Annotated in this window: 11 protein-coding genes; 1 reads left to right on the plus strand and 10 read right to left on the minus strand. The window is 54.9% G+C overall.

Annotated elements, in window-relative coordinates:
• The first annotated feature begins 157 nt into the window (after positions 1 to 157).
• Positions 158 to 1651 carry an aldehyde dehydrogenase family protein gene (locus IT444_06385; protein MCC7192396.1) on the plus strand — a complete coding sequence of 498 codons (1494 nt, stop codon included), beginning with the start codon at positions 158 to 160 and terminating at the stop codon, positions 1649 to 1651.
• A 123-nt stretch (positions 1652 to 1774) separates the two neighbouring features.
• Here the strand turns inward: IT444_06385 and IT444_06390 are convergent, their stop codons facing one another.
• From IT444_06390 to IT444_06435, 10 genes are all read right to left on the minus strand, one after another.
• Positions 1775 to 2875: a terpene cyclase/mutase family protein gene (locus IT444_06390; protein MCC7192397.1), complete on the minus strand. Its 1101-nt coding sequence runs from the start codon at positions 2873 to 2875 to the stop codon at positions 1775 to 1777.
• Positions 2872 to 6021, minus strand: a complete 3150-nt coding sequence (locus tag IT444_06395) for a hypothetical protein (GenBank protein MCC7192398.1) — start codon at positions 6019 to 6021, stop codon at positions 2872 to 2874. The genes IT444_06390 and IT444_06395 overlap by 4 nt, the downstream gene beginning before the upstream one ends.
• A gap of 161 nt (positions 6022 to 6182) precedes the next feature.
• A complete protein-coding gene (locus tag IT444_06400) occupies positions 6183 to 8555 on the minus strand; it encodes a hypothetical protein (GenBank protein MCC7192399.1) in 2373 nt (790 codons plus the stop codon).
• Entirely contained in the window at positions 8552 to 10693 is a 2142-nt protein-coding gene (locus IT444_06405; GenBank protein MCC7192400.1) for a VWA domain-containing protein, read from the minus strand. The genes IT444_06400 and IT444_06405 overlap by 4 nt, the downstream gene beginning before the upstream one ends.
• Complete coding sequence (locus tag IT444_06410) at positions 10690 to 11589, minus strand: DUF58 domain-containing protein (GenBank protein ID MCC7192401.1); 900 nt, start codon at positions 11587 to 11589, stop codon at positions 10690 to 10692. The genes IT444_06405 and IT444_06410 overlap by 4 nt, the downstream gene beginning before the upstream one ends.
• 109 nt (positions 11590 to 11698) lie before the next feature.
• Positions 11699 to 12733: a MoxR family ATPase gene (locus IT444_06415; protein MCC7192402.1), complete on the minus strand. Its 1035-nt coding sequence runs from the start codon at positions 12731 to 12733 to the stop codon at positions 11699 to 11701.
• Positions 12734 to 12991: 258 nt separating this feature from the next.
• Entirely contained in the window at positions 12992 to 13438 is a 447-nt protein-coding gene (locus IT444_06420; GenBank protein ID MCC7192403.1) for a hypothetical protein, read from the minus strand.
• A gap of 57 nt (positions 13439 to 13495) precedes the next feature.
• Positions 13496 to 14845, minus strand: coding sequence for an amidohydrolase family protein (locus IT444_06425; GenBank protein ID MCC7192404.1), 1350 nt, complete (start codon positions 14843 to 14845; stop codon positions 13496 to 13498).
• A gap of 461 nt (positions 14846 to 15306) precedes the next feature.
• Positions 15307 to 19101 carry a hypothetical protein gene (locus IT444_06430; GenBank protein ID MCC7192405.1) on the minus strand — a complete coding sequence of 1265 codons (3795 nt, stop codon included), beginning with the start codon at positions 19099 to 19101 and terminating at the stop codon, positions 15307 to 15309.
• Positions 19102 to 19446: 345 nt separating this feature from the next.
• Positions 19447 to 20079 carry a hypothetical protein gene (locus tag IT444_06435; GenBank protein ID MCC7192406.1) on the minus strand — a complete coding sequence of 211 codons (633 nt, stop codon included), beginning with the start codon at positions 20077 to 20079 and terminating at the stop codon, positions 19447 to 19449.
• Between the last annotated feature and the right edge of the window lie 587 nt (positions 20080 to 20666).

Consider the following 20666-nt stretch of genomic DNA (forward strand, 5'->3'; position numbering starts at 1 on the left):
TTAGTTGATGAGCCTGCGGGATGAATAATTGATTATTCAATTTGAAAAGCTCTTTCAGTCGTGCTGCCTTTATCGCTAGAATCCAAGGTGCTTCCTTCCGGGGCGATAGCCGGAACCTGCACCTGTGTCAACACACTTTCTCAAGAGGAGGCCCAAAATGACTGCTGTATCAACCCCGCGCGTGGCTTCTCGTCATCCGGTTCAGGTTCGTCAGACCAGGATGCTCATCGATGGCAAATGGCGCGATAGCGTCAGTGGTGAGACATTCGAGACGATCAATCCTGCAACGGAAGAAAAAATCGCTGACGTTGCATTGGGTGGTGAAAAAGACATCGACCTGGCGGTTAGGGCTGCCCGCAAAGCCTTCGAGGACGGTCCATGGTCACGGATGGATGCCCGTGATCGCGGCAAACTCCTTAACAAGCTTGCGGACCTCTGTGAGCAGAATTTCGACGAGCTAGCCGCCCTCGAATCTCTCGATAACGGCAAACCACTGAAAGATTCCCGCGCTGCCGATTTGCCTCTCGTGATCGATTGCTTCCGTTACTACGCTGGCTGGGCGGACAAGATGCACGGGCAGACCATTCCGATCCGAGGTAACTATTTCTGCTATACGCGCAAGGAGCCTGTCGGTGTCGCGGGCCAGATCATTCCCTGGAATTTCCCGATGCTCATGGTCGCGTGGAAATGGGGGCCTGCTCTCGCGGCTGGTTGCACGATAGTCCTCAAACCTGCTGAGCAGACGCCGCTGACTGCCCTGCGCCTCGGAGAGCTGGCGATGGAGGCGGGATTTCCCGCGGGTGTCATTAACGTAGTACCCGGGTTTGGTCCGCAATCGGCGGGAGAAGCACTGGTAAAGCATGGCGGCGTGGACAAGATCGCCTTCACCGGCGAGCACCGCACGGCGCAGATCATCATGCGCAATGCAGCTGAGACTATGAAGCGCTGCACCTTCGAGCTGGGTGGTAAGAGTCCAAACGTCGTCTTTGCCGATGCCGATCTCGACGCTGCGGTTGAGGGCGCGTACTTCGGACTGTTTTTCAATCAAGGCCAATGCTGCTGTGCGGGCTCACGACTCTTTGTAGAGGAAAGCGTTCACGATACGTTCGTGGACAAACTGATTGCTAAGACCAAGAGTCGCAAAGTCGGTGATCCCTTTGACCCCAAGACCGATCAGGGGCCGCAAGTGGACAAAGCCCAATTCGACAAGATCATGAGCTACATCAGCGAAGGACAGAAGGGCGGAGCTAAGCTTCTCAGTGGCGGACAACGTGTCGGTGAGAAGGGATTCTTTATCCAACCCACGGTCTTCGGTGATGTGAAAGATGATATGAAGATCAGCACCGACGAAATATTCGGCCCGGTGTTGAGTGTGCTGAAATTCAGGGACGTCAATGAGGTCGTTAAGCGAGCCAATGCGACATTCTACGGCTTGGCAGCAGCGGTATGGACGCGCGATATCAGTAAGGCTCATGCGATCGCCAACAAGGTTCGGGCGGGGACGGTATGGGTGAATTGTTATGACGTGTTTGACGCGGCGGCACCGTTCGGCGGGTTTAAGATGTCCGGCATGGGTCGAGAACTGGGAGAGAAAGCCCTGGACAACTATACCGAGATCAAGACGGTGACCGTGGCTCTGGACGCGAAGTGAGCGATTCGTACTCGTTATTGCGCCAGTAGAGAAAACTCCAAAGACCAGGCATGGCCATGCCTGGTCTTTTTCCATCAACATCAGGTCCCAATCCCGCGCAGGGCAAGCTTGCTGAGAGCAACGTTATCGCTGATAGACAGGTAAAAAGTGATAGCGCACACCCAAGCTCATGACTGCCAGTGACGTGCAATGGACGCGGCCGCCGATGCCGACGGTGGCGTACTCATTATCCGTGGACGTGTGATCCCAGAAACCATCAGGCGATTGCCTGGTCAGCAGTAAGTCTTCGACGCGCTGCCGACCTTGTGCCTCCATGTTGCCATCGCGCTGAGTCATCGCTTGGGCAAAGTAGTACGTGCCGTGGTAGTACCACGCGGTGGGGTCAACCGGGGCCGTGGTGAGCCACTTCGTCGCGTCACGGACTTCGATACTGTCCTGCTCCCCGCAGAGCGACAGTGCGACGATTCCCGCGGCGGTCATTGCGAAAGCCCCTCGCTCCACCTTTGGTTGATAAGTGAAACATGCCGCCTCTTTATTACCGCGGCTGCGGCGTACAAACGACCGCTTGATGTACGCTACGGCATCGTCAATCGCTTCTTTGGGAACATCAAAACCGGCATTTTTCGCCGAGCGCAGAGCCATGACCTGCCAGATCGTGATGGAAAGGTCAGCATCCTTGGCAGTCGGCGTGTTCCGCCAACCTCCGCGAAAACTCGGATCTTTCTTGGGATGTTGTTGTGACCGCAGGATCAGATCGATCGCCTTTTGACAGCGGGTACGGATGAGTTCGTCTTGATCATCGTTGACACCCATGCCCAGCACTTCCGTGAGCATGAGCGTGGTAATGCCGTGGCCCTCCATTCCAGATTTGTCAGCCTTGCCAAAGTAACCCGACTTGTCTTGACGACTAGGATCAAGAACCAGCGCTAATGCCTTGCGTAAAGCTTCACCCTCGCGCGTCTGGTCCGTCGGCAGGTGGCCCACCGAGAGCATGGCCATAATCGAAAGCGATGTAAAAGCCGTGGAATTATTTTTAGGCGAGTCAGTAATGGCACCGTTGGGTAATTGAATGGAGAGGAGATAGTTGATGCCGCGAGTAATTGCGACGTTTGCTTGAGTCTGTGAGGTCGGTAACGGAACCTGCTCCGCGCCGGAAACGCTCAATCCCGCGAGCGATGCCCATGCGAGAGCAGCCAAAACAAAGAGAGTGGGCCGATGCTTCATTGAGGGCCCCCTGAGTTGGCCCGTTCCGCGATGGCTCGGAAGTAGGCGTCCACCTCCGCGCGGTACTCCGGCGAAACCTGATCACGTTGTGTCGCAGCCAAATCGCGTGCTTGCTTTTGCGTGAGCTTGCCCCACGTGTTGTGCGTCGATCTGGCAGCATCGGGCAGGCCATCACTGTTATTCAGCAGATCACCGGAGCTTGAGTTGCCGCCTCGGTTGCCGTTGGAGGAAGCACTTTTATTGGCAACGCCGGTTCCGAAAGATGTGACCATCCGGTCGTCGCGCATCGCCTGGGCCTGTGCTTCGAAGGCGGCCTGCATAGCCGCCGCTGCGCTGGGCTGGTCCGGCGTTCCCGCGGCTCCGCTCATGGTCCCACTGGTGGCGGAAGCGACACTTGATGGCGAGTTGCCAGCTACAGATTGGGGAGACGGCGAGGAAGATGATTCCGATGATGCGCCATTGGATGAGCCGGGCTGCGCGGAATCACTCGTTGATGCCGCTGTGCTCTCGGAAGGCACGCCAGGGCGGTTTGCTTGATCGAGCGCAGCCGCCATCCATTTTGACGCATCACTGGCCGGTTGTGCCGCAGCACTGATGGGTGACTTCCCTTCCGCACCGACATTCTTTGAGAGGCTTTGATTGGATTTAGAAGCGGCTGCTTTGGCTGTTGCGGCAGCATTACCAGCAAGATCGGCTTGAGCGCGCAATGCCGCCTCCGCTTTTGTCACGCTCGGCAGGGCTTGTGAGCCTGACTGATGCTGCACAGCTTTTATTGCCGCTGCCAATTCGTTATTGCCAATGGTGTCGGAATTAGAAGCTGCGGCTTTGAGTGCTGATGCGGCTTCTTTCATCGCGGGATCTTTCGCAGCCAGTTTTTCAGCGTTGGCTGCAGCGCGGGCGAGATCCTCTCCTGCGCTTTGAGCGGTTTCGTTTATCGCCTGCTGCCTGTTTTGCGCATCGGTTGAAGCGGGCGGCGTACTGCTTCCCAACGCTTCACCTAACGCTTTTTCCTCGGCTGTGGACTGCTCCAGCTTTCGCTGTGCTTCCGATGCTGCGTCGCTTGTGAGCTTGGTTAACTCATCCCGCATGACAGTATTTGTGCCGAGTTCCGCTTCGAGTGCTTGTTGGAGTTCATCGGCAGGCATCTGTGACATTGCTGCCAGCTTTTCGACCTGGCCATACATGGAATCCAGCGGCGCCTTGACTCCCAGAGGCTGTTCAGCAGCACGCAATAAGGGGCGGGTCAAATCAGGGTTACCCTCCGCGGCCTGTCGATAATGTTCGGCTGCTTTTCGCAGTGCTTCCGCAAGCTGACTCTGCTGAATTGCCGCTTCGTTTAGCTTTGCCTGTCTGTCGCTTGGCTCTTTGGCGGCAGTTCCTTTCTGGACTGCATCACGTGCTTGCTCCGCAGGTTGTCCGATCATCGCTCGTATGTCATCAGCATCTCTGGCGGCTGCACGCCCATCGGCTGTCAGCAAGTCGTGGTTATCCGCCTCATTGCGTAGCTCATTTAGAACAGACTCGATTTTCTGATCGAGATTGGTCTGGTTCGAATTGATCTCAACGGCATCCTTGGAAAATAATTGCTCGTTTTCCGCGATCTTTGCCAGTTCTCGAATGCTCGTTTCTTGCTGACTTACTGCTGCGGCGAGTTCACTTAATGATTCACTGAGCGGGGTTGTTTCATTCTCAAGGTCCGCCATTGCCGAATCAACGACGTGAATAACCAGCGGCTCAGACTGGCCGACACTTCCCTTGAGGTCGGTGGCATCGAGTCGCAGTGATATCTCATCACCTGGTTTGAGTTTCAACTCAGCAATGTTGACACGGGTGGCAATGGCATGCTGTTTGGTTGGTGGGCCACCCTGATCCTTCCATAGAAGCGATACGGCGTCCGAACTTTGCTGATCTACGCGGGTAAGCGAAATGCTGGCTAGCCCCACATCATCCTGAGCGAGACCTTGGATCGAAACAATCGCATCAGATGCGACACTCACCATGCCCACAGGCTCATTAATTTGAACAGTGGGACGCAGGTCGGGTTGCGCAATGATTTCGTATTGGGCACGAAACTTATTTTCGAATCCAGTATCGCGTGATGTGAGTTGCACGTCATAACGACCATTCGCTAATACCTGAATCCTGCCTTCCAGCTGGCGGGGATCTTTCGTATCCGTTACCAGCGGTACGTCCTCAGTTCGATCATCCCGGTAGATATGTGCAATGGCTTGCGATACAGGTTGGTCGGCAGTCATCTTTAGCAAGACGATTGTGCCTTCGATCGCAGACACGTCGCCATGTTCCTGACTGATTTGAAGCGCGGGTTGACGGGTATAGCTGGGAAACTCGTAGGTCTTATCAAATCTGACAATCTCCGGGCGAGGCTGGGCATTGAGTTTGAACTCACGGGAAACCGCATCGCCTGCACTGACACGAAACGTCACCGAGTCGCGACCAACGGGCAAGCTCGCACGATAATTCCCTGTCACGGCATCTTGCTGCATTGCCATCTTGCTGCTGGCCGATTTTCCTGCCTTGTACAAAAGCTCGACGTCATCCACTTTAGGACCACTGATGTGAACTTCGACTTCAACCGGATCATTCTGCGGAATCGGTGCGCCAGGATTGCTCGGCAGGAGAAGTGCGATGGAGTTGCTCGTGACACGTTCAAGATTGGTTAGAGGAAGAAAAGCCCGCGCCAACGAGATACGGAAGAAAAAGCCTGGAACAAGGCAGAGCGCGGCGGCAAGGACAGCCAGAACTAATGCAACAAGAAAGGAGCTGCGTACAAATTTTGAGGGCAGCAATGCGGCGACTTTTATATGAGCGAGTTTTTTCGCAACACGATCTTGCGTTAACTCACGAAATATTGGTGAGTCCCATTGTGAATCACCATTGCTGCTGGAGAGGTTCACAACGGAAATGACATCATCCCCCAACCACGGTTGAGCTGATGCGAACAGACGCGATATTCCTTTCAGCCCGCGATAGCGCACAAGCGGAGATAAGCCGTGAACCAGGATAAGGATTCCCGCAGCATAAATGACAACCGATAATCCGATACGAACCCAGTCCGGCATCACGATCAGTCGATCAAGTAATGCCACCCCCAACATTCCTGTGAGCACAACTGCGACTGTTTTCATTACCGCTCGGAACACAATCAGCAACCGCCACCGCCGTGCAAAAGCAGTAAGAAGCTGATCGGTTACAGGATGGAGATCGGCAGTAGGCATTATGTATGTAATCGGTCACATGCGCCCGGAATCGCGGAGGGCTTCTGCTGGTATAGCAGGGTTGAATTAGGTTAGATCATTCCCAGCTTTTTCCTCAGCATCCACTCAATTGACAATAACACCAGAAACGGCACAAACCAGCTCCAACCACGCCATAAAGCCATATGGTGTTCGACCACGCGAGTGCGGGCGAGGTTCCCGATCATTGGCGGTAATTTGCTCAAATCCTCCTCATGGACGAGTTGGCCATTCGTGCTTTCTGCGAGCTGCCTCAGCAGAACTTCATTGCATGCGAGGTTCGACATTTCCACAGAGGGCATGCCTCCGTGTACGGAAAAGCCCACACGAACCTTCATTTCCGAAGCAGGCAACCCCTTGACTTCGACGCCTACTTCATAGGAGCCTGCATCCAGAGGTGGGGTAACACCCGAAAGTATGCCAGTCTTATCGTCGGCACTCAGTGGGGTAGTTCCGATACGCTGGCCATTTCGATAGATCACAGCCAGAGCTTCAGGCTGCGCGACGGAATGTCCTTGTGAATCAACGATCTTCGCACGTATCCGGGCTGAGTCACCTTGTTCATACACCAATCCGCCGACATCGAGCGAGACGAATCGATCTCGCATGGCGAATGGTTGGTCCATGACGTGTGCTGCCACCTGATTCCAAAATCGTTGGTGATAGAGATCCGCGACGTTATAACGCCACCGCCAGGTCTCTTCGAATGCGTGATACCAGACACGACCCGCACCGAAACGCCATGTCACGATCAACGGCACCACGTTGTTCCCAACCATCCCCTCAAGCAGCGTTTCGCTTCCCGGTTGCGCGGTTACTCCGGCGGCCCAATGCGGCGGAGATAGGTTCGACCAGAGTTGCGCGTTGTCACTCTTGTCGGGCAGCAGGTGAAATGCGGATTGGTTTTCACCCAGCGAGGTAAGCCGCAGTTCTCGCAACATACCGTTGGTCTTGCTGACTCGCTTGATGGGAAACACGACACTCAGCGGCGAATTGATATATGGAGCGAGATGGCCACGTGGACCGTCAATGATAATCAGGCCGCCGCCTCGATCTCCGACAAAATCCCGCAATGATTCAAGATCATGTGCCTGGAATGCGTTGGCAGGTATCTCACCAAGTACGACGAGGTCATAGGTAAGCAGCGTATCACGATCTTTGGGAAACGTGCCCGGAGTCGAACCTCGCGGCAATGGCCCGGTAGGCAGCAACGGCGTGCCGAGCATGCACAGATTGACCTCCCATTGTTGATCGCGTTCAAAAAGATCCCGGAGAAATCGTGTTTCCCAACGCGGGCGGCCGTCAAGAATGAGGACCTTGCGTTTGTTTTTAATGATGCGGACACGCAGACTCGCCCGGTTATTAACCGCGGTGCGTTCGCCCGGCAGGCTGCTGGTAACAGCTTCAAGTTGCAGTGGAAGATTGCCGACTTCAATGCCCTGCGATGACAGACGATCGATTTCATGTTGTCCCGCCGCACGGATGGGAAAATCAAAGTCGATCTTCCTCTCACCGCTGCCCTCGGTAATCAATTTTTTTTGCCACACGAGAAAAGGCGTGCCGCCTGCTTGGGACGGGATGGAAAGGCTTAGTGTGAATGGTGTACCGGCGGACATTTGATCTTTCAGGACGATATGGCCGATCAACCGGTCGCCGATAAAGACTATTTCCGGCGCATCGGTTGAAACGACCGCCAGATCGGGTGGCGGTGATGTGTCCCCCATAGCAACAGTAAATAGCGGTAATTTTCGTCGTGTCAGTAATTGCACCAGTGTTGTCGGTCCTGGGCCATGGTTGTGCTGGCCGTCTGAAAACAGAATCGCAGCAATCGGCGGCTCGCCGGATCCTGGTTGCCCCAAGGCTTTTTCAATGGGTGTAACAAGATCGGTTGATGGAGCATTCGGCTCCGCGGAAAACGGACGATCGAAGCTGGGAGTTGGCTGGCTCGACCAGACACGGGGAGAATCTTCATTGTGGAGCGCGAAAACGTCGATCTCGTCTTTTTTATCCCGCAGCAGTTGCGCGAGCAGGCCATTGTCACGTCGAGTCAGCGCGATCTCGCCTCGTCGCCAACGTGACATTTCATCAAGATCGTCTGTTCGTATCAGTCCCAGGACACTTGCAATCGCCTTTTTGCGATCTGGATTGATCTGCGGATCAAGAGTTTTCATGCTCTGTGAGGCATCAACGAAAACGAGAATTCGACTCGATAGCGGAATGGTCTCCTCTGAGCGCAGGACCGGACCAATGAGCGCTAATAGCAGCCAGGTAACCGCCAGACCGCGGAGAATGGGCAGCAGCCGACTAACGCGGTCTCGTCGTCCGCGTACCTCGCGAAAATAAATGGCAGCAGCCAGCATGCCCAGCAGCAAAGCCAGCAGTAGCCCCGTGGAAAAGCCAAGTTCCCCTTGGAATTGCAGACTCATGCCGGGCGTTTCCTGGTGATCCATTGTTGGAGAAACAGCTCGACAAAGAGCATCGCTACGACAGCAATAAAAATGGGTCGCCAGATTTCGCGGCCAAACCGGCGCGTCTGATCGAGTGTTGAATACTCATCGCCTGACGAGATCACTGTCGCGCCTGCGGACTTTGCTAATGACGCGAGTTTTGATGACTCCATTGCCGCGAGACGGGATTCGTTCCTATTGGCTGAAACGACATAGGGAATGGAGTTTGAACCAACGATGAAGGTGTAGATTCCGGGTCTGGAAGTATCTGCGTATTTAGCTGAGATCAGGCCGTCGGACTGATCGGCGATGATTTCATGTTTTTGTCCCGTCGGATCGGACACGACTATCTTTGAATCTGCTGTCATTGAATCCAAATGAAGAATAAGCGGTGTACCTGTAGCGACGTTTCGTTGCGGTTGTGCGATGCTTATTGATGCAATGATCTCGCGCATCAGCATGACGTAACTTGAATTGAGCGGCAAAGAACTCCAGTCAGCATCACATGCGGTAGCAGCCAGAATTACCTGTCCACGACCAAAATGGCGTTCGACCAGAAACGGATCTCCATTCTCCAAACGAGCAATGACTTTTGCAGCAACCTGCTCGCTTTCAGGCGGTGATATTTCCAGCGCAAACCAACTACGAATATCCGCATCCGTAAGGTTGCCGTTTCGCGGATCGTTGAACAGCGTCAGTGCTGGATGATCGAACCTCTGTGCTGCGATTCGTGTAGCTCGCTGGCTGTTTGCAGTGAGGCGGCCCAATCTGGCAGGCAGCAGACCTTGACCATTCTCAAACAAGCGATCGTTGTACCACGATGCCTGTATGCGGTTGCCCGGAAAGATAATAAGCCCGCCTCCCGCACGAACGAATCGACCCAGCATTTCGATCTGTGTGTCGCTGAGTTGTCGTACGTTAGCGAGAACGACGGTCTTGATGCCGTCGAGAGCGCGAGGCGTCAGGCCGGGTGTCTCAACGACGCGCGGTTGAAACATGGAGTCGCTGTTTGCCAAGGGTCGCAGAGCCAGTGAGAGAAAATCAGTTTCACCTCGCAGCGGCTCCCGACTTGGCTCACCATTGACCAACAGAACCGGAATCTGATCGATGACTTCTGTTGAATAGAAAGCGGTATTGTCAACCGCGAGTGCGTCGTCATCAGTGGAAGCTTCGATCAGGTGCGGGCCGGGCTGTTCAAACGTGTGCGTGAATATCGCTTGACCGCTCTGACCGGCTGGCAATGAAAGGCGAGCCTGTCCACGCTCGCGTCCATCCACACGGAGATACACATGCAGGTCGGAATGCGAAGTCCCCCCGACATTACTGGCGGCGACACGAATGACGACAGGCCGGTTAACCACGTTTCGCGCGGGTGATACCGTAACAGCATCAACTGATACATTGTCGGCTTCTGTTGCGCCTACGTTGACCCAGGTGATGATGGGTTTCACTGGAAGTGCAGCGATCTGTTCCCACGCTGTCTCGCGGGCAGGAGCATCAGAGTCGCTCCAGTTTCCAGGCTGGAAATCACTCACGATCACGAGTGAGCGTTGTGCCAGCGACGTTTTTTTCAATATCGTTGCTGCTAATCCCAACGCTCGACTCGTGTCCGTTCCGCTGCCGTCACAAGGCACGGAATCGAGTTGCTGATTTAGCTTCAGGAAGTCCAGACGACCCTCACTTCCAAGGGTGCGTACTCCGCCGCTCATGAGTACGACGGAAGCCTCTGATCCAGCCGGGAGGCGGCTGAGAATAGCTGCCACAGCCTGCGTGGCTCGCTGCTGTCGCGTCACACCGGAATCGATGGCCTGCATGGAATAGCTGTTGTCGAAAAGAATCACCATCGCAGTGGGCGTATCACCCGATGGCGCGTGTGCGCCAGTGAGGACGGGACGCGCCAACGCGAGAGCCAGAAGAACGGGAATCAGCACTCGGACCAGCAGGAGCAGCAGGTTCTCAAATCGAAGTCGTCGTCGGCTGGCCTGAGCTGCGGGAATGAGCAGGTGCATCGCCGCCCATGCGATGACCTTGGGTCGGCTCTTGCTGAACAGATGGATCAACAACGGCAGCGCTGCTGCCGCAATACCTACCAACAGGGCAAGGTTAAGAAAGGTCATGCCCGCCTCGCCCGCAAAGACAGATATTTCGCCAGTGCATCAGCGTACGGCTGGTCTGTAATTAACGGCACGAGATCAATTTTCTCCCGCGCACATCCTTGACGTAGTTCTTCACGGAATTGCGTCAGGTTTTTGATGTAGGTATCGCGCACCAAAGCTGGATCAAGCAGTTGCTGTTCGCCGGGTCGTTCAATCGACTCAAATTTCGTCCACCCCGAATAATCAAACTCAATCTCCGCACGGTCCCAGAGTTGAAAAACGATCACATCGTGCCTGCCGTGACGAAAGCGAGCCAACGCGCGAAGCAATTCTGCGGTAGAAGTGAAGCAATCGGAGATCAGGATGAGCAAACTTCGTCGATGCAGATTGGGTGCAAGGCTGGTCAGCACCTTACTAAGTTCGGTTTCACCTGCCGGCTGACTTTTTTCTAATTCGTCGAGAAGGGTCCGCAGGTGGGCCGGACGGGCGCGAGGTGGTATGTACCGCCTTACTTTTGCATCGAAAGTCACGAGGCCGACCGCGTCCTGCTGCTGAAAGAGGAGATACGCCAGCGATGCCGCGAGTCGCACGGCATAGTGATATTTGGAATATCCAGCGACGTTTCGAAATCCCATTGACGCGCTGGCATCAAGGACGATCGTCGCTCGAAGGTTGGTTTCTTCCTCATATTCGCGGATAAAAAAGCGGTCGGTTTTGCCGAAAACTTTCCAATCCAGATGACGAATCTCGTCGCCTGCCACATAAGGACGATGTTGGCGAAACTCGACGCTGAAACCTTTATGCGGCGAGCGATGGAGACCTGAAAAAAAACCCTCAACCACCTGCTTAGCCAGCACGGAGAGATTGGCGATCTTTTGAAGATCGCGCGGCCGGAGGTAGTCGGTGATCTGAGCCATAATCGTTACAAAAAATTGAGTTCGGTTGTATCGAAGTACCGCGGGCGTCAGCCGCCATCCGCTGTCATCCTTAGTGATGATTGTCGTGGATTGTTCGATGATCCAGAACTTACATCACTCTGGCGGGGGTGCCGCGAGGGATGGCTTCGAGGATGCGGTCGATCAGCGAATCAACGGTCAGCCCTTCCGCCTCAGCGTTGAAGTTCGGAATGATGCGATGTCGGAGTACGGGATGAGCCATGGCTTCCACGTCCTCGATACTGACATGGAACCGTCCTCGCAGAAGCGCACGTACCTTGCCCGCCAGTATCAGTTGTTGCGATGCTCGCGGACCTGGCCCCCAATCCACCAGTGTTTTGACAAACGGCAGGGCTTCCTCTTCTTTGGGACGGCTTTTGCGCACCACATCGAGCACAAAATCCATCACGTGCTCAGGAACGGGCACCCGTCGAACGATCTGCTGGCAGGCCAGAATATCTTCACTGGTCAAAGCCTGTGAAATCATTGATTGCTGGGCACCCGTGGTCCGTTGGATGATCTCCCGCTCTGCTGCACGATCGGGATAGTCCACTTTGATGTGGAGAATGAACCGATCCCGCTGCGCTTCGGGAAGCGGGTAGGTTCCTTCCTGCTCGATGGGGTTTTGCGTTGCAAGCACAAAGAATGGTTCGGGCAGTGCGTGCGTCTTTCCGCCGATGGTCACTGAGTGCTCCTGCATGGCTTCGAGCAGAGCAGCCTGTGTTTTAGGCGGTGTGCGATTGATCTCGTCTGCAAGAATCATCTGAGCGAAGATCGGACCTTGTTGAAAAATAAGCTGGCGCTTCCCGGTCGCAGAGTCTTCCTGGATGATCTCCGTTCCAGTGATGTCGGCTGGCATCAGGTCGGGTGTAAATTGAACTCGGTGGAAGGAGAGAGCCATTCCCTCCGCTAGCGAGCGAACCAGCAGAGTCTTGGCAAGGCCCGGCACTCCTTCAAGAAGGCAGTGTCCTCGGGCGAGTATGGCAATCATGACCTGCTCAATGACCTCTTTTTGTCCGACAATGACCTTGCTCAGCTCCGTCGAAATTTTTTCGTACGCGGCGACTAGTCGCTGTGCCTGTGCCGCATCATCAGAGTGAGCAGTTTCAGAGGAGGCACGGGTCATAAAGTCTCCATGTTGAATTGGAAGCACTGGGATAGCATTCTCCCCTGCAGCGGGACGTTTGTCCTATTGCTTGTCATCGGGAAAAGACGCTTGCAACTCGTGATAGTTTCCACGGCAATCTTACGATTTAACGAAAGATCAGCCCAAAGTCAGCTATCAACCGAGCAGACCAGCAGGGGTGCAGGCAGAGATCAACTCAATTTCATGCAATTCAACAATGAGCGGAGTACGAAGATGACAGTTGATCTACAGTATTGATTACCGAGCCGGTAAGGTGATGTCCACCGCGGGCAAACTGACGAGTTTGACACGCAAGTGCCACGGCGGACTGCCGATCTCCTTGGAATCAAAGGTCGCGGTACTCAATCCTTCAACATGAGATGATCCCGTGCTGGCACCAACACTGACTCCGGTACCGAGTCCGCCGCTGCCGACACCGACGCCGATCCCAGTACTTTTTCCGCCTTTGACGGGCGGGTGGTAGATATTCACAGGCCGAATAGCGGTGCCCTCGGGCGTGATTATTTCCGCGCTCTGGAGGTGGTAGCCGTCGGTATCCACCTGCACCTGGACTTGATCCTTGAGCAGTGAGTAGTCAGCCGATATTCGCGCTTGCGGGATAGGCGCCTCAGGCTTGTATTGAAGGCCCCGATTACATCCCAGCAAAAGTAAGGACAGGACGCTGATAACGATGGCGTTTCGCATTTTGATTTCCCCGATTTTGCGAACAGTAGAACAGCACAAGAAAGGCTACGAACCATTCTATGCTTGGTGGCTCTGCACTTTCTCCAATAAACGCTGGGCGTTTCCGCCGAGGACTTTCTTTTTGTCCTCAAGATTAAGCCTGGAATAAACCACCCATCCCAACTGCTGGCGCGGATCGCGCATGGGGAGATCGGAACCATACATCACCCGGTCCACACCGGCACCTGCGGCGAGGTATTCGATGATCCCGCCCCACGAAGGCGTCAGCGTGATCTCCAGCATGAAGTTCTGATATTTCCTGGCAAGCTCGATTGTGGTATCAGCGATGCTGTAGTCTCCACCGCTGTGGAATGCGACGACGGTAAGGTTAGGCCACTTGGGACAGATACCGTCAAATTCGCCCGGGCTGTACCAGTTCACGGGGTGTAATCCGGCGTAAAGATGACGCTCATTTCCAAACTGCCACCACACGTCATAGCGTGGATCGTTGTACGGGATGCCGTAGCTTGGGTAGGGCTTCAGCCCCAGATAGCGGTTATCCGCATAAAGTGTCTCCATCTGCGCTCTCATCTGTTGAGCAGACAGGTGCATCACATCGAATGTTCCCAAGCCCCAGTAGAAATCAGGATAAGCATCAAGCGCTGTGGTGACGCACTGATTTCCCTCCTGAGCCTGGGCGCCGACGGTGCCGTTCCAGCTCATGATGCCCATGCGATTGATCCCCATCCGTCGCGCCAGATTACGAACTCCGCGGGGACCGCCATCCCACATCGTGTAAGCGGCACCCGCGCCTTGCAGACCTTCATCAAGCATATGAGCGTGCATATCAATCACGAGCGTTGACAGAGGCTTGCCCTGTCGAGCCTCGGCCATGATTTCATCCTCATTGTGATTGATGACCTCGCGTGGCGGCTTGAGACCTTTAAGCAGGCGCGTCAGGTTACCGCCGGCAATTTTTGCTTTGGCCGCCGGTGAAATATCAGCGTAATCCACGTACAGCCGATGTGCGCCAGCCGACATATACGTCGCGTTGCTGGCGTAGAGCAACTGGTTCTCGCAACCGCGTGCAACCAGCCATTCGGGGGCAAGATTCACCTGGAAGTGGTCGAGCGTGATATGGAAATTTTTGTAGTTAAGCAGGAGCGGCACCACCGAATGACACTGCGCCCACTTGGCGTGTCGTAATACAACGGGAAGCTCCGGATGTTCAATACAGACCTGCTCGAGTTTGTCCAGATCTGATTCGTTGGCGTCAAGGATCGTCATGACGCGATGTTTTTCAAGCGCATCAAGCAACGGCCGGCTGGTTCGGCTGATGATGCTCCAACCATTTGTGCCCGTGTTCAGCATCACCGCGCGGACGTTGCGGTCAGACATCTCTTTGAGCAGGTCCGCCGGTTCAGGCATTTCACCCGTCCAGTGCGGAAAGGCACACCAGATTGGAAAAAGAAAATCATGCCCTCGAATGCGGTCGAGTAGCCGTCGATTTTCCAACATTGCATCGTAATGCCATTGCGCACAATGAGTGACTAACGCACCGGAGATCGAACAGAACTTCAGTTCTTCCACAAGGTGCTCAAGCGTCCAGCGGATAGCAGAGTGCTGCCGAGGTTGAGGACCGAAACGGGTAAAGGCGTCGAAATAGACCGGTAACATAAAAATTTCTCAGGGGTGAGGGAACAAGCATAGTAACGAAGGCCGACGGAGCCTGGCTAAGTTTACCTATCAGATCAAGCGGTATTTCCCATTTCCATCGAAAGCAGCAGTTGCTGCGCCGACTATCTCAAGGGAGAAAAAAAGCCGTGCGCTTTCGCGCACGGCTTTGATGGTGTCTCCTCGCAGGGGGCGAGGAGGATGGGGTTGGTTGTTTAGCACCAGGAGCGGTACTTGCTGCGTTCTCCGAAGTTGTAGTTGTAGCCGTCCTTGTCGATACCCAGTTTGATGGACGAGATGTAGTCGTTGTACACGCTACCGCCGAGGTTGCCTTTACGGTCTTTACCGTCGTTCCAGCCGGAGGGCTGGGTTTCGGTGAGCTTGTAAGTGCCGGGGCGGAGATTGGCGAAGCTGTACTTGCCGCAGGAGTCGGTATAGGTCGTCACCGAGACGCTCTGACCCCTGTCGTCGGTGCCGGTGAGCGTGATCTTGACGCCGGAGATACCGTCTTCATTGCAATCTTTGACGCCATCGTTGTCTTTGTCGTTGTAAACGTATCCGCAGAGGCTCGAAGCCTTGATCTCGCCGAAGTTGTAACCCGTGGCGTTGTTTCCAGAAGCCAGCACGATGCTGGAAATCATATCGTTGACACTGATGTTGCCGCCCTTGCTGCCGGCCTTTTCCTTGCCGTCGAGGTAATCATCGGGCTGGGTTTCGGTGAGCTTGTAGTTGCCTGCACGGAGACCGGTGAACTTATAGTCGCCGTTGCTGTTGGTGTAACGGATGAGGTTGACGGACTGGCCCTGGTCGTTGGTGCCTGTGAGGACAACCTTGACCCCGCCGATACCCGTTTCGCCTGACTCCTTGACGCCGTCGTTGTCCTTGTCGTAATAGACACTGCCTGCGATGCTGCCGAACCCACAACCTGCGAGTGACCCGCCGTTGTCCGCGTCGATGAGGCGGCCTTGAGGCGTGTAGAAGATGTTGCTGCCCGCTGGGCCGAACTTATCAATCACCGGGCCGCAGACGAAGTCAATCTGGAAGTAAGAGCAGGGGACTTCAACCGTAAGCGAGTGCTTGCCGGGGCCAAAGGTCTTCGTATCAAAGTCGAACACGACCTGCTGGCTGGCCTCGCTGGCGACGAAGTTCGGGCTGGGGGCTGTGTAGCTGACCAGCGAGAGTGTTTCGGTGGAATCGAGGTTGAAGTACACGGTGACCGTGTCACCCTCGGTGACATTTCCCGTGAGGTCGTAAACCGTCCTGCAGCCGTTGATGACGTAGTAAACACAGCTCAGGTTGCAGGTGCAGTCGTTGGTGTCGTAGTTGGCGAAGTTATTGTCAGTGTTATCGATGCTGCCGTTGACCACCTGGGCCGCAACATAGTCAACCAGTGCCGGTCCGGTACGGACCCAGCCATCAGGCACCACTTCCTCTACGAGGTAGTTGCCGTCAGCCAAGCCGGTGAACTCATAGTAGCCCGTGCCGTTGGCGGTGTAGGTAGAAGCGATCGCCGCGCCGTCCGCCGAGGTAAGCTTGCCGTCGTTGTTCACATCGTTGTAGAGCTTGATCTTGACGCCGCCAAGCCCTGTGTCGTCGGAAGATAGACCGTTACCGGTGGTGTCCTGATATTTGTAGCCGGTGATCTTGCCCGTCTGGGGCGGCGGAACATCAGGGTTGCAGTAGAAGCTGTTGTCGTTATCCGTCGCCCCCGGCACGGTGACGACCGCGTAGTTTTCGTAGCAGACCTGGTCGGTCTTCCGCAGGTCGAGTTGATCGATCTTGAAGTAGTCGTCCGGCGTGGTGTCATCAGGCGACGCAGCGATCACCAGCACGTTACCCGCCAGATTGCCTGAGTTGAAGTCAGCCGTCCGGGTGTTGCCGTTGGACGCCAAGTTGAGTTCGGTGAATCCAAGACCAGCCAGCGTAGCATCGTTAAGTGAAAGGTGATTGTTGTAAGGGTCGGTCGCGTTGCCGATCCAGACGCGGAGGTCGCTGTCACCCACCACATAGCCGAGGAAGGCACTGTCCACAACGACTGACTGATCAAACTCAAAGAGCACGTAGTTATCACGGCCGACATTGTCAACGGTGTGAGAGTTGCTGCCGCCGCTGCCCTCACCGCTGTCGGTGACGCCCAAACCGCCGCCGTATGAACCGAGGTAAGCCGCGGACCAGTTATCGCCCGAACCCTTTTCACGCGACCATGCACTGGCTTTGACCGACACGCCGCCGGCGCTGAAGGTGCGGATGTTTCCATCCGTGCCGTCGAGCGAACTGCTGCCGCTCATGTCGATGGTGATCGTTGAACCAACAGGGCCGCCGAGGTTCTGTGCTACACCGCTGGCAGTGTATGTCCACACTTCGCCGGCCGAGAGGATGCCGTCACTGCCCACGTCGGTCGCGGTGATGAGAGTGATATCGCCGGAGGTGGTGCTGAAGTCGTCGCTGGTGTTCCCAGGGGTGCCCGCATCATCCACGATGACCACTTGCGACTGTGTGAAGGCCAGCCCGCCCGTGTTGGTGACCTGATAGGTCCAGGTGACGGTTGCGCCGGGTGCAATCAGCGGTGCATTGGCGTGCGAGGTCGCGTCCACGCCGTTCGTGAACTTCTCAAGGTCAATACCAGGAGTGACGCCGAAGTAATGGTCGGGGTTGTCATCGGTGACAGCGATATTGCTGACAGCACCGTTACCATTGACGGTGCCGATGTTGGCGTACTGACCGGCGACGGCAACACCGCTGGCGGTGTAAACCCAGGTCTCGGTCAGATCAAGTTGGTTATCCAGGTTGGTGTCACCGCTCACATAAGTCGGGGTGACGCCGGGGATGTTGTCGGTGACGACGACATTCTTGATGGCCTCGTCGCCGGGGTTGGTGACGTTGTAGGTCCAGGTGACGACCGAGCCGACCTGCACGTAAGGCCCGGTGGGGCTGTCGTTGTCAGTGCCGTTGGTGAGCTTGACGATGTTGATCTTCGGATCGACAGCAAAGTAGTGATCCACGTTGCTGGCGGTCAGCGGCGTGTTGGAAATAGTGCTGGTACCGGTTACGGTTCCGTAGTTCTCATATTGACCGGCAACTGCGATGCCGCTGGCGGTGAATGACCATGACTCTGTGAGGTCAAGTTCACCGTTGTTGTTGATATCACCGCTGACGTAGGTGGCATAGAAATCATCACTGGTGTTACCCGGCGTGCCGTTGTCATCAGACAGACCGGTGAGCTTGTCGATTGCGATCGGTTCGTTGCCCGGATTGGTTACGGTGTAATCCCAGGTAACGACGCTGCCGACGGGTACGATCGGGCCATTGGGTACGCCCGGCGTGGTCGGATTATCGTTATTGGTGCCATTGGTGTATTTGATGACGTTGATGGCGGGTCTGGGATCGAAGACGGTCGGGACTGCGCCGATGTTGCCTTTAGCACCGCCAGTGAAATCGACAGTGAAATCACCGTTGAAATTGGAGTGTTCGCTCAGGATCGTGATACCCAGGTCGCTGCCGGCATAGAGAGGGGCCAGTGCGCCGCCAGTGACTTGGAGACGTACGTCGTAGCTGTCGCTTGTGCCGCCGTTGACCCAGCCGAATGCGGTCACTTCCGCGGTAAGGAGAGTACCGGTGTATTCGTAGCCGGGCACGCCGTCCGTGTTAATGTTGCCTTCGAGGATGAAGTCGTCACCTGCGACCCCGCCAGCGAAGTTACCAGCATTGTCCACCGTGAAGTGAAGTTGGAAGTCACGAACGGGGTCCACCGTCTTAGGAGGGGCACCATTCAGAAAAAGCAACGGGGTGGCGGTGACATCGAAAGAATCCGATCCCGCCGTATAGGTTGTCACACCCGTGGAGTTGTATGAGATCAGCGGTTGTGCAGGAACCAGTCCCAGCAGTGTGAGCATCTTTCGTTCTTCAAGGGCTTCGAACAGCGAGCCTGGCGAGACACGCGGAGCGAGCTTGGTCATGCCGTAGAAAGACGGGACTGCGGATAAAAGACTGCGGAAGCTGCGGCTTTTCATGTTATCTCCTTGGGCCTATAAAAAATCACTAGGCCGATAAGGGTGCGACAGGGGCACCCATGCCTGATCGTTCACTTGAAATACACCGTCTCCTGAGGACGGCAAGGTTGTGACTCCATAACACTCACGAAATTCATTTCCAATACCCGGTTGTGCCGGTTGTCCCGTTATTCAGACCCGGCTGTTGTCCGCGGCAGTTACGACATGAGGCAACTACTGCCGATGAACGAGCAATCTCGGCAAAGACCTGAGGCCTCCGTCAGAAGGCCTCAGGTCATTTTGGATTCCGATTGAACGGCTGAGTCATTCGTGGACCACAGCCGATCGATATGTTCAAACCATCTCTCAGCAAGAACGACGACGAACTGCCGCCAAACCAGCACCTGCCAAAGCGATCGCACCCATGGTGGCGGTCAGCGGTTCAGGAACGGGGTTACCGGGGATGCCGAAGGTATCACTGCTTCCGTCCATACCCGTGTTTGAAAAGCTCTGGCCGAAAGCTCCAGCGTAGTTGCTGCTGGCGCCAGCCGTGAGGATGACACCCGCCTGAGCGCCGAAGTTGGCAGCCTGTGTCCCGCCGGTGACATCGAAAATAAATTCGAGCGGATCGGTCGAGCTGCCGAATCCAAACGCTGAAAGCGTTCCGGTCAACAGGGTCTGCATACCGGAGCCGTCATCACCTGTGACATTGAGCGTGCCGCCTGAGGCATTGCCCGCTGCGTCGATCGTCGCGACGATGTCCCAGCTGCCGCCGATAAACGACACATCCGGCGGGGCGATGCCGTCAAAGTCGATCGCTGCGGTAAAACCTGAGCTGGTAAAGTTCCCAGATCCGCCGCCAGCGATGTAGGTTGTGGTGATAAAGCTGGATGTGATGTCCGGTGTGCCTTGGGTCAGATTCAGCGGCACCGCCTGGGCAACGCTTCCCAGACCCAGACTCGACAAAACGATTGCAACCCCCAGTTTCCAGGAACCCATTTTCTTTCTCCAATTCTGAAAAAGTCAGAAATACCGAAAGGATGAGATCTGCCGAGCGGCAGATGCCTTCTCTCCCGGCGAAAGATATAGCCCACGAATCGTGATGCAGCAAGTTATGCAGTCGAGAGATTTAAAAACTGGATTTTGTGCGATTTTATTTAATAAGCACCCCGAATAGGCCTATTTAAAACAGACGCAAAAATTTTGATAATAGATACATATGTAAATTTTACGATCAAATACAAAATTGAGGATATTTTTACTCCACTATGCCGGTTTATTATGTGAAGATGAAAAATTATTTTGTGTTGTTAATGCAGGTTCGGATGATGGCTGGTAATAAAGGCAATCTTGTGAATCTAGATAAAACCATAGATGTTTTATTGAAATCAAAGTCAAGGTGGTCGTGATATGGAAGCGATAAAACGTAAAAACTGAGGTGCGTTCCAAGCAAGGGGTTACTGGAGATTTTGTAAAGTCTCAGCCGTTTCTGGCAGCATGTAAATCTTGCCGTCACAGCCAGTGCCTAAGCAGCGGTTGTCGATTCTTACTCTTCTTGTCCATTCTCCTGTTCCAAAATAGTTTTT

This window comes from Phycisphaeraceae bacterium (assembly GCA_020851465.1).
GTDB lineage: Bacteria > Planctomycetota > Phycisphaerae > Phycisphaerales > Phycisphaeraceae > JADZCR01.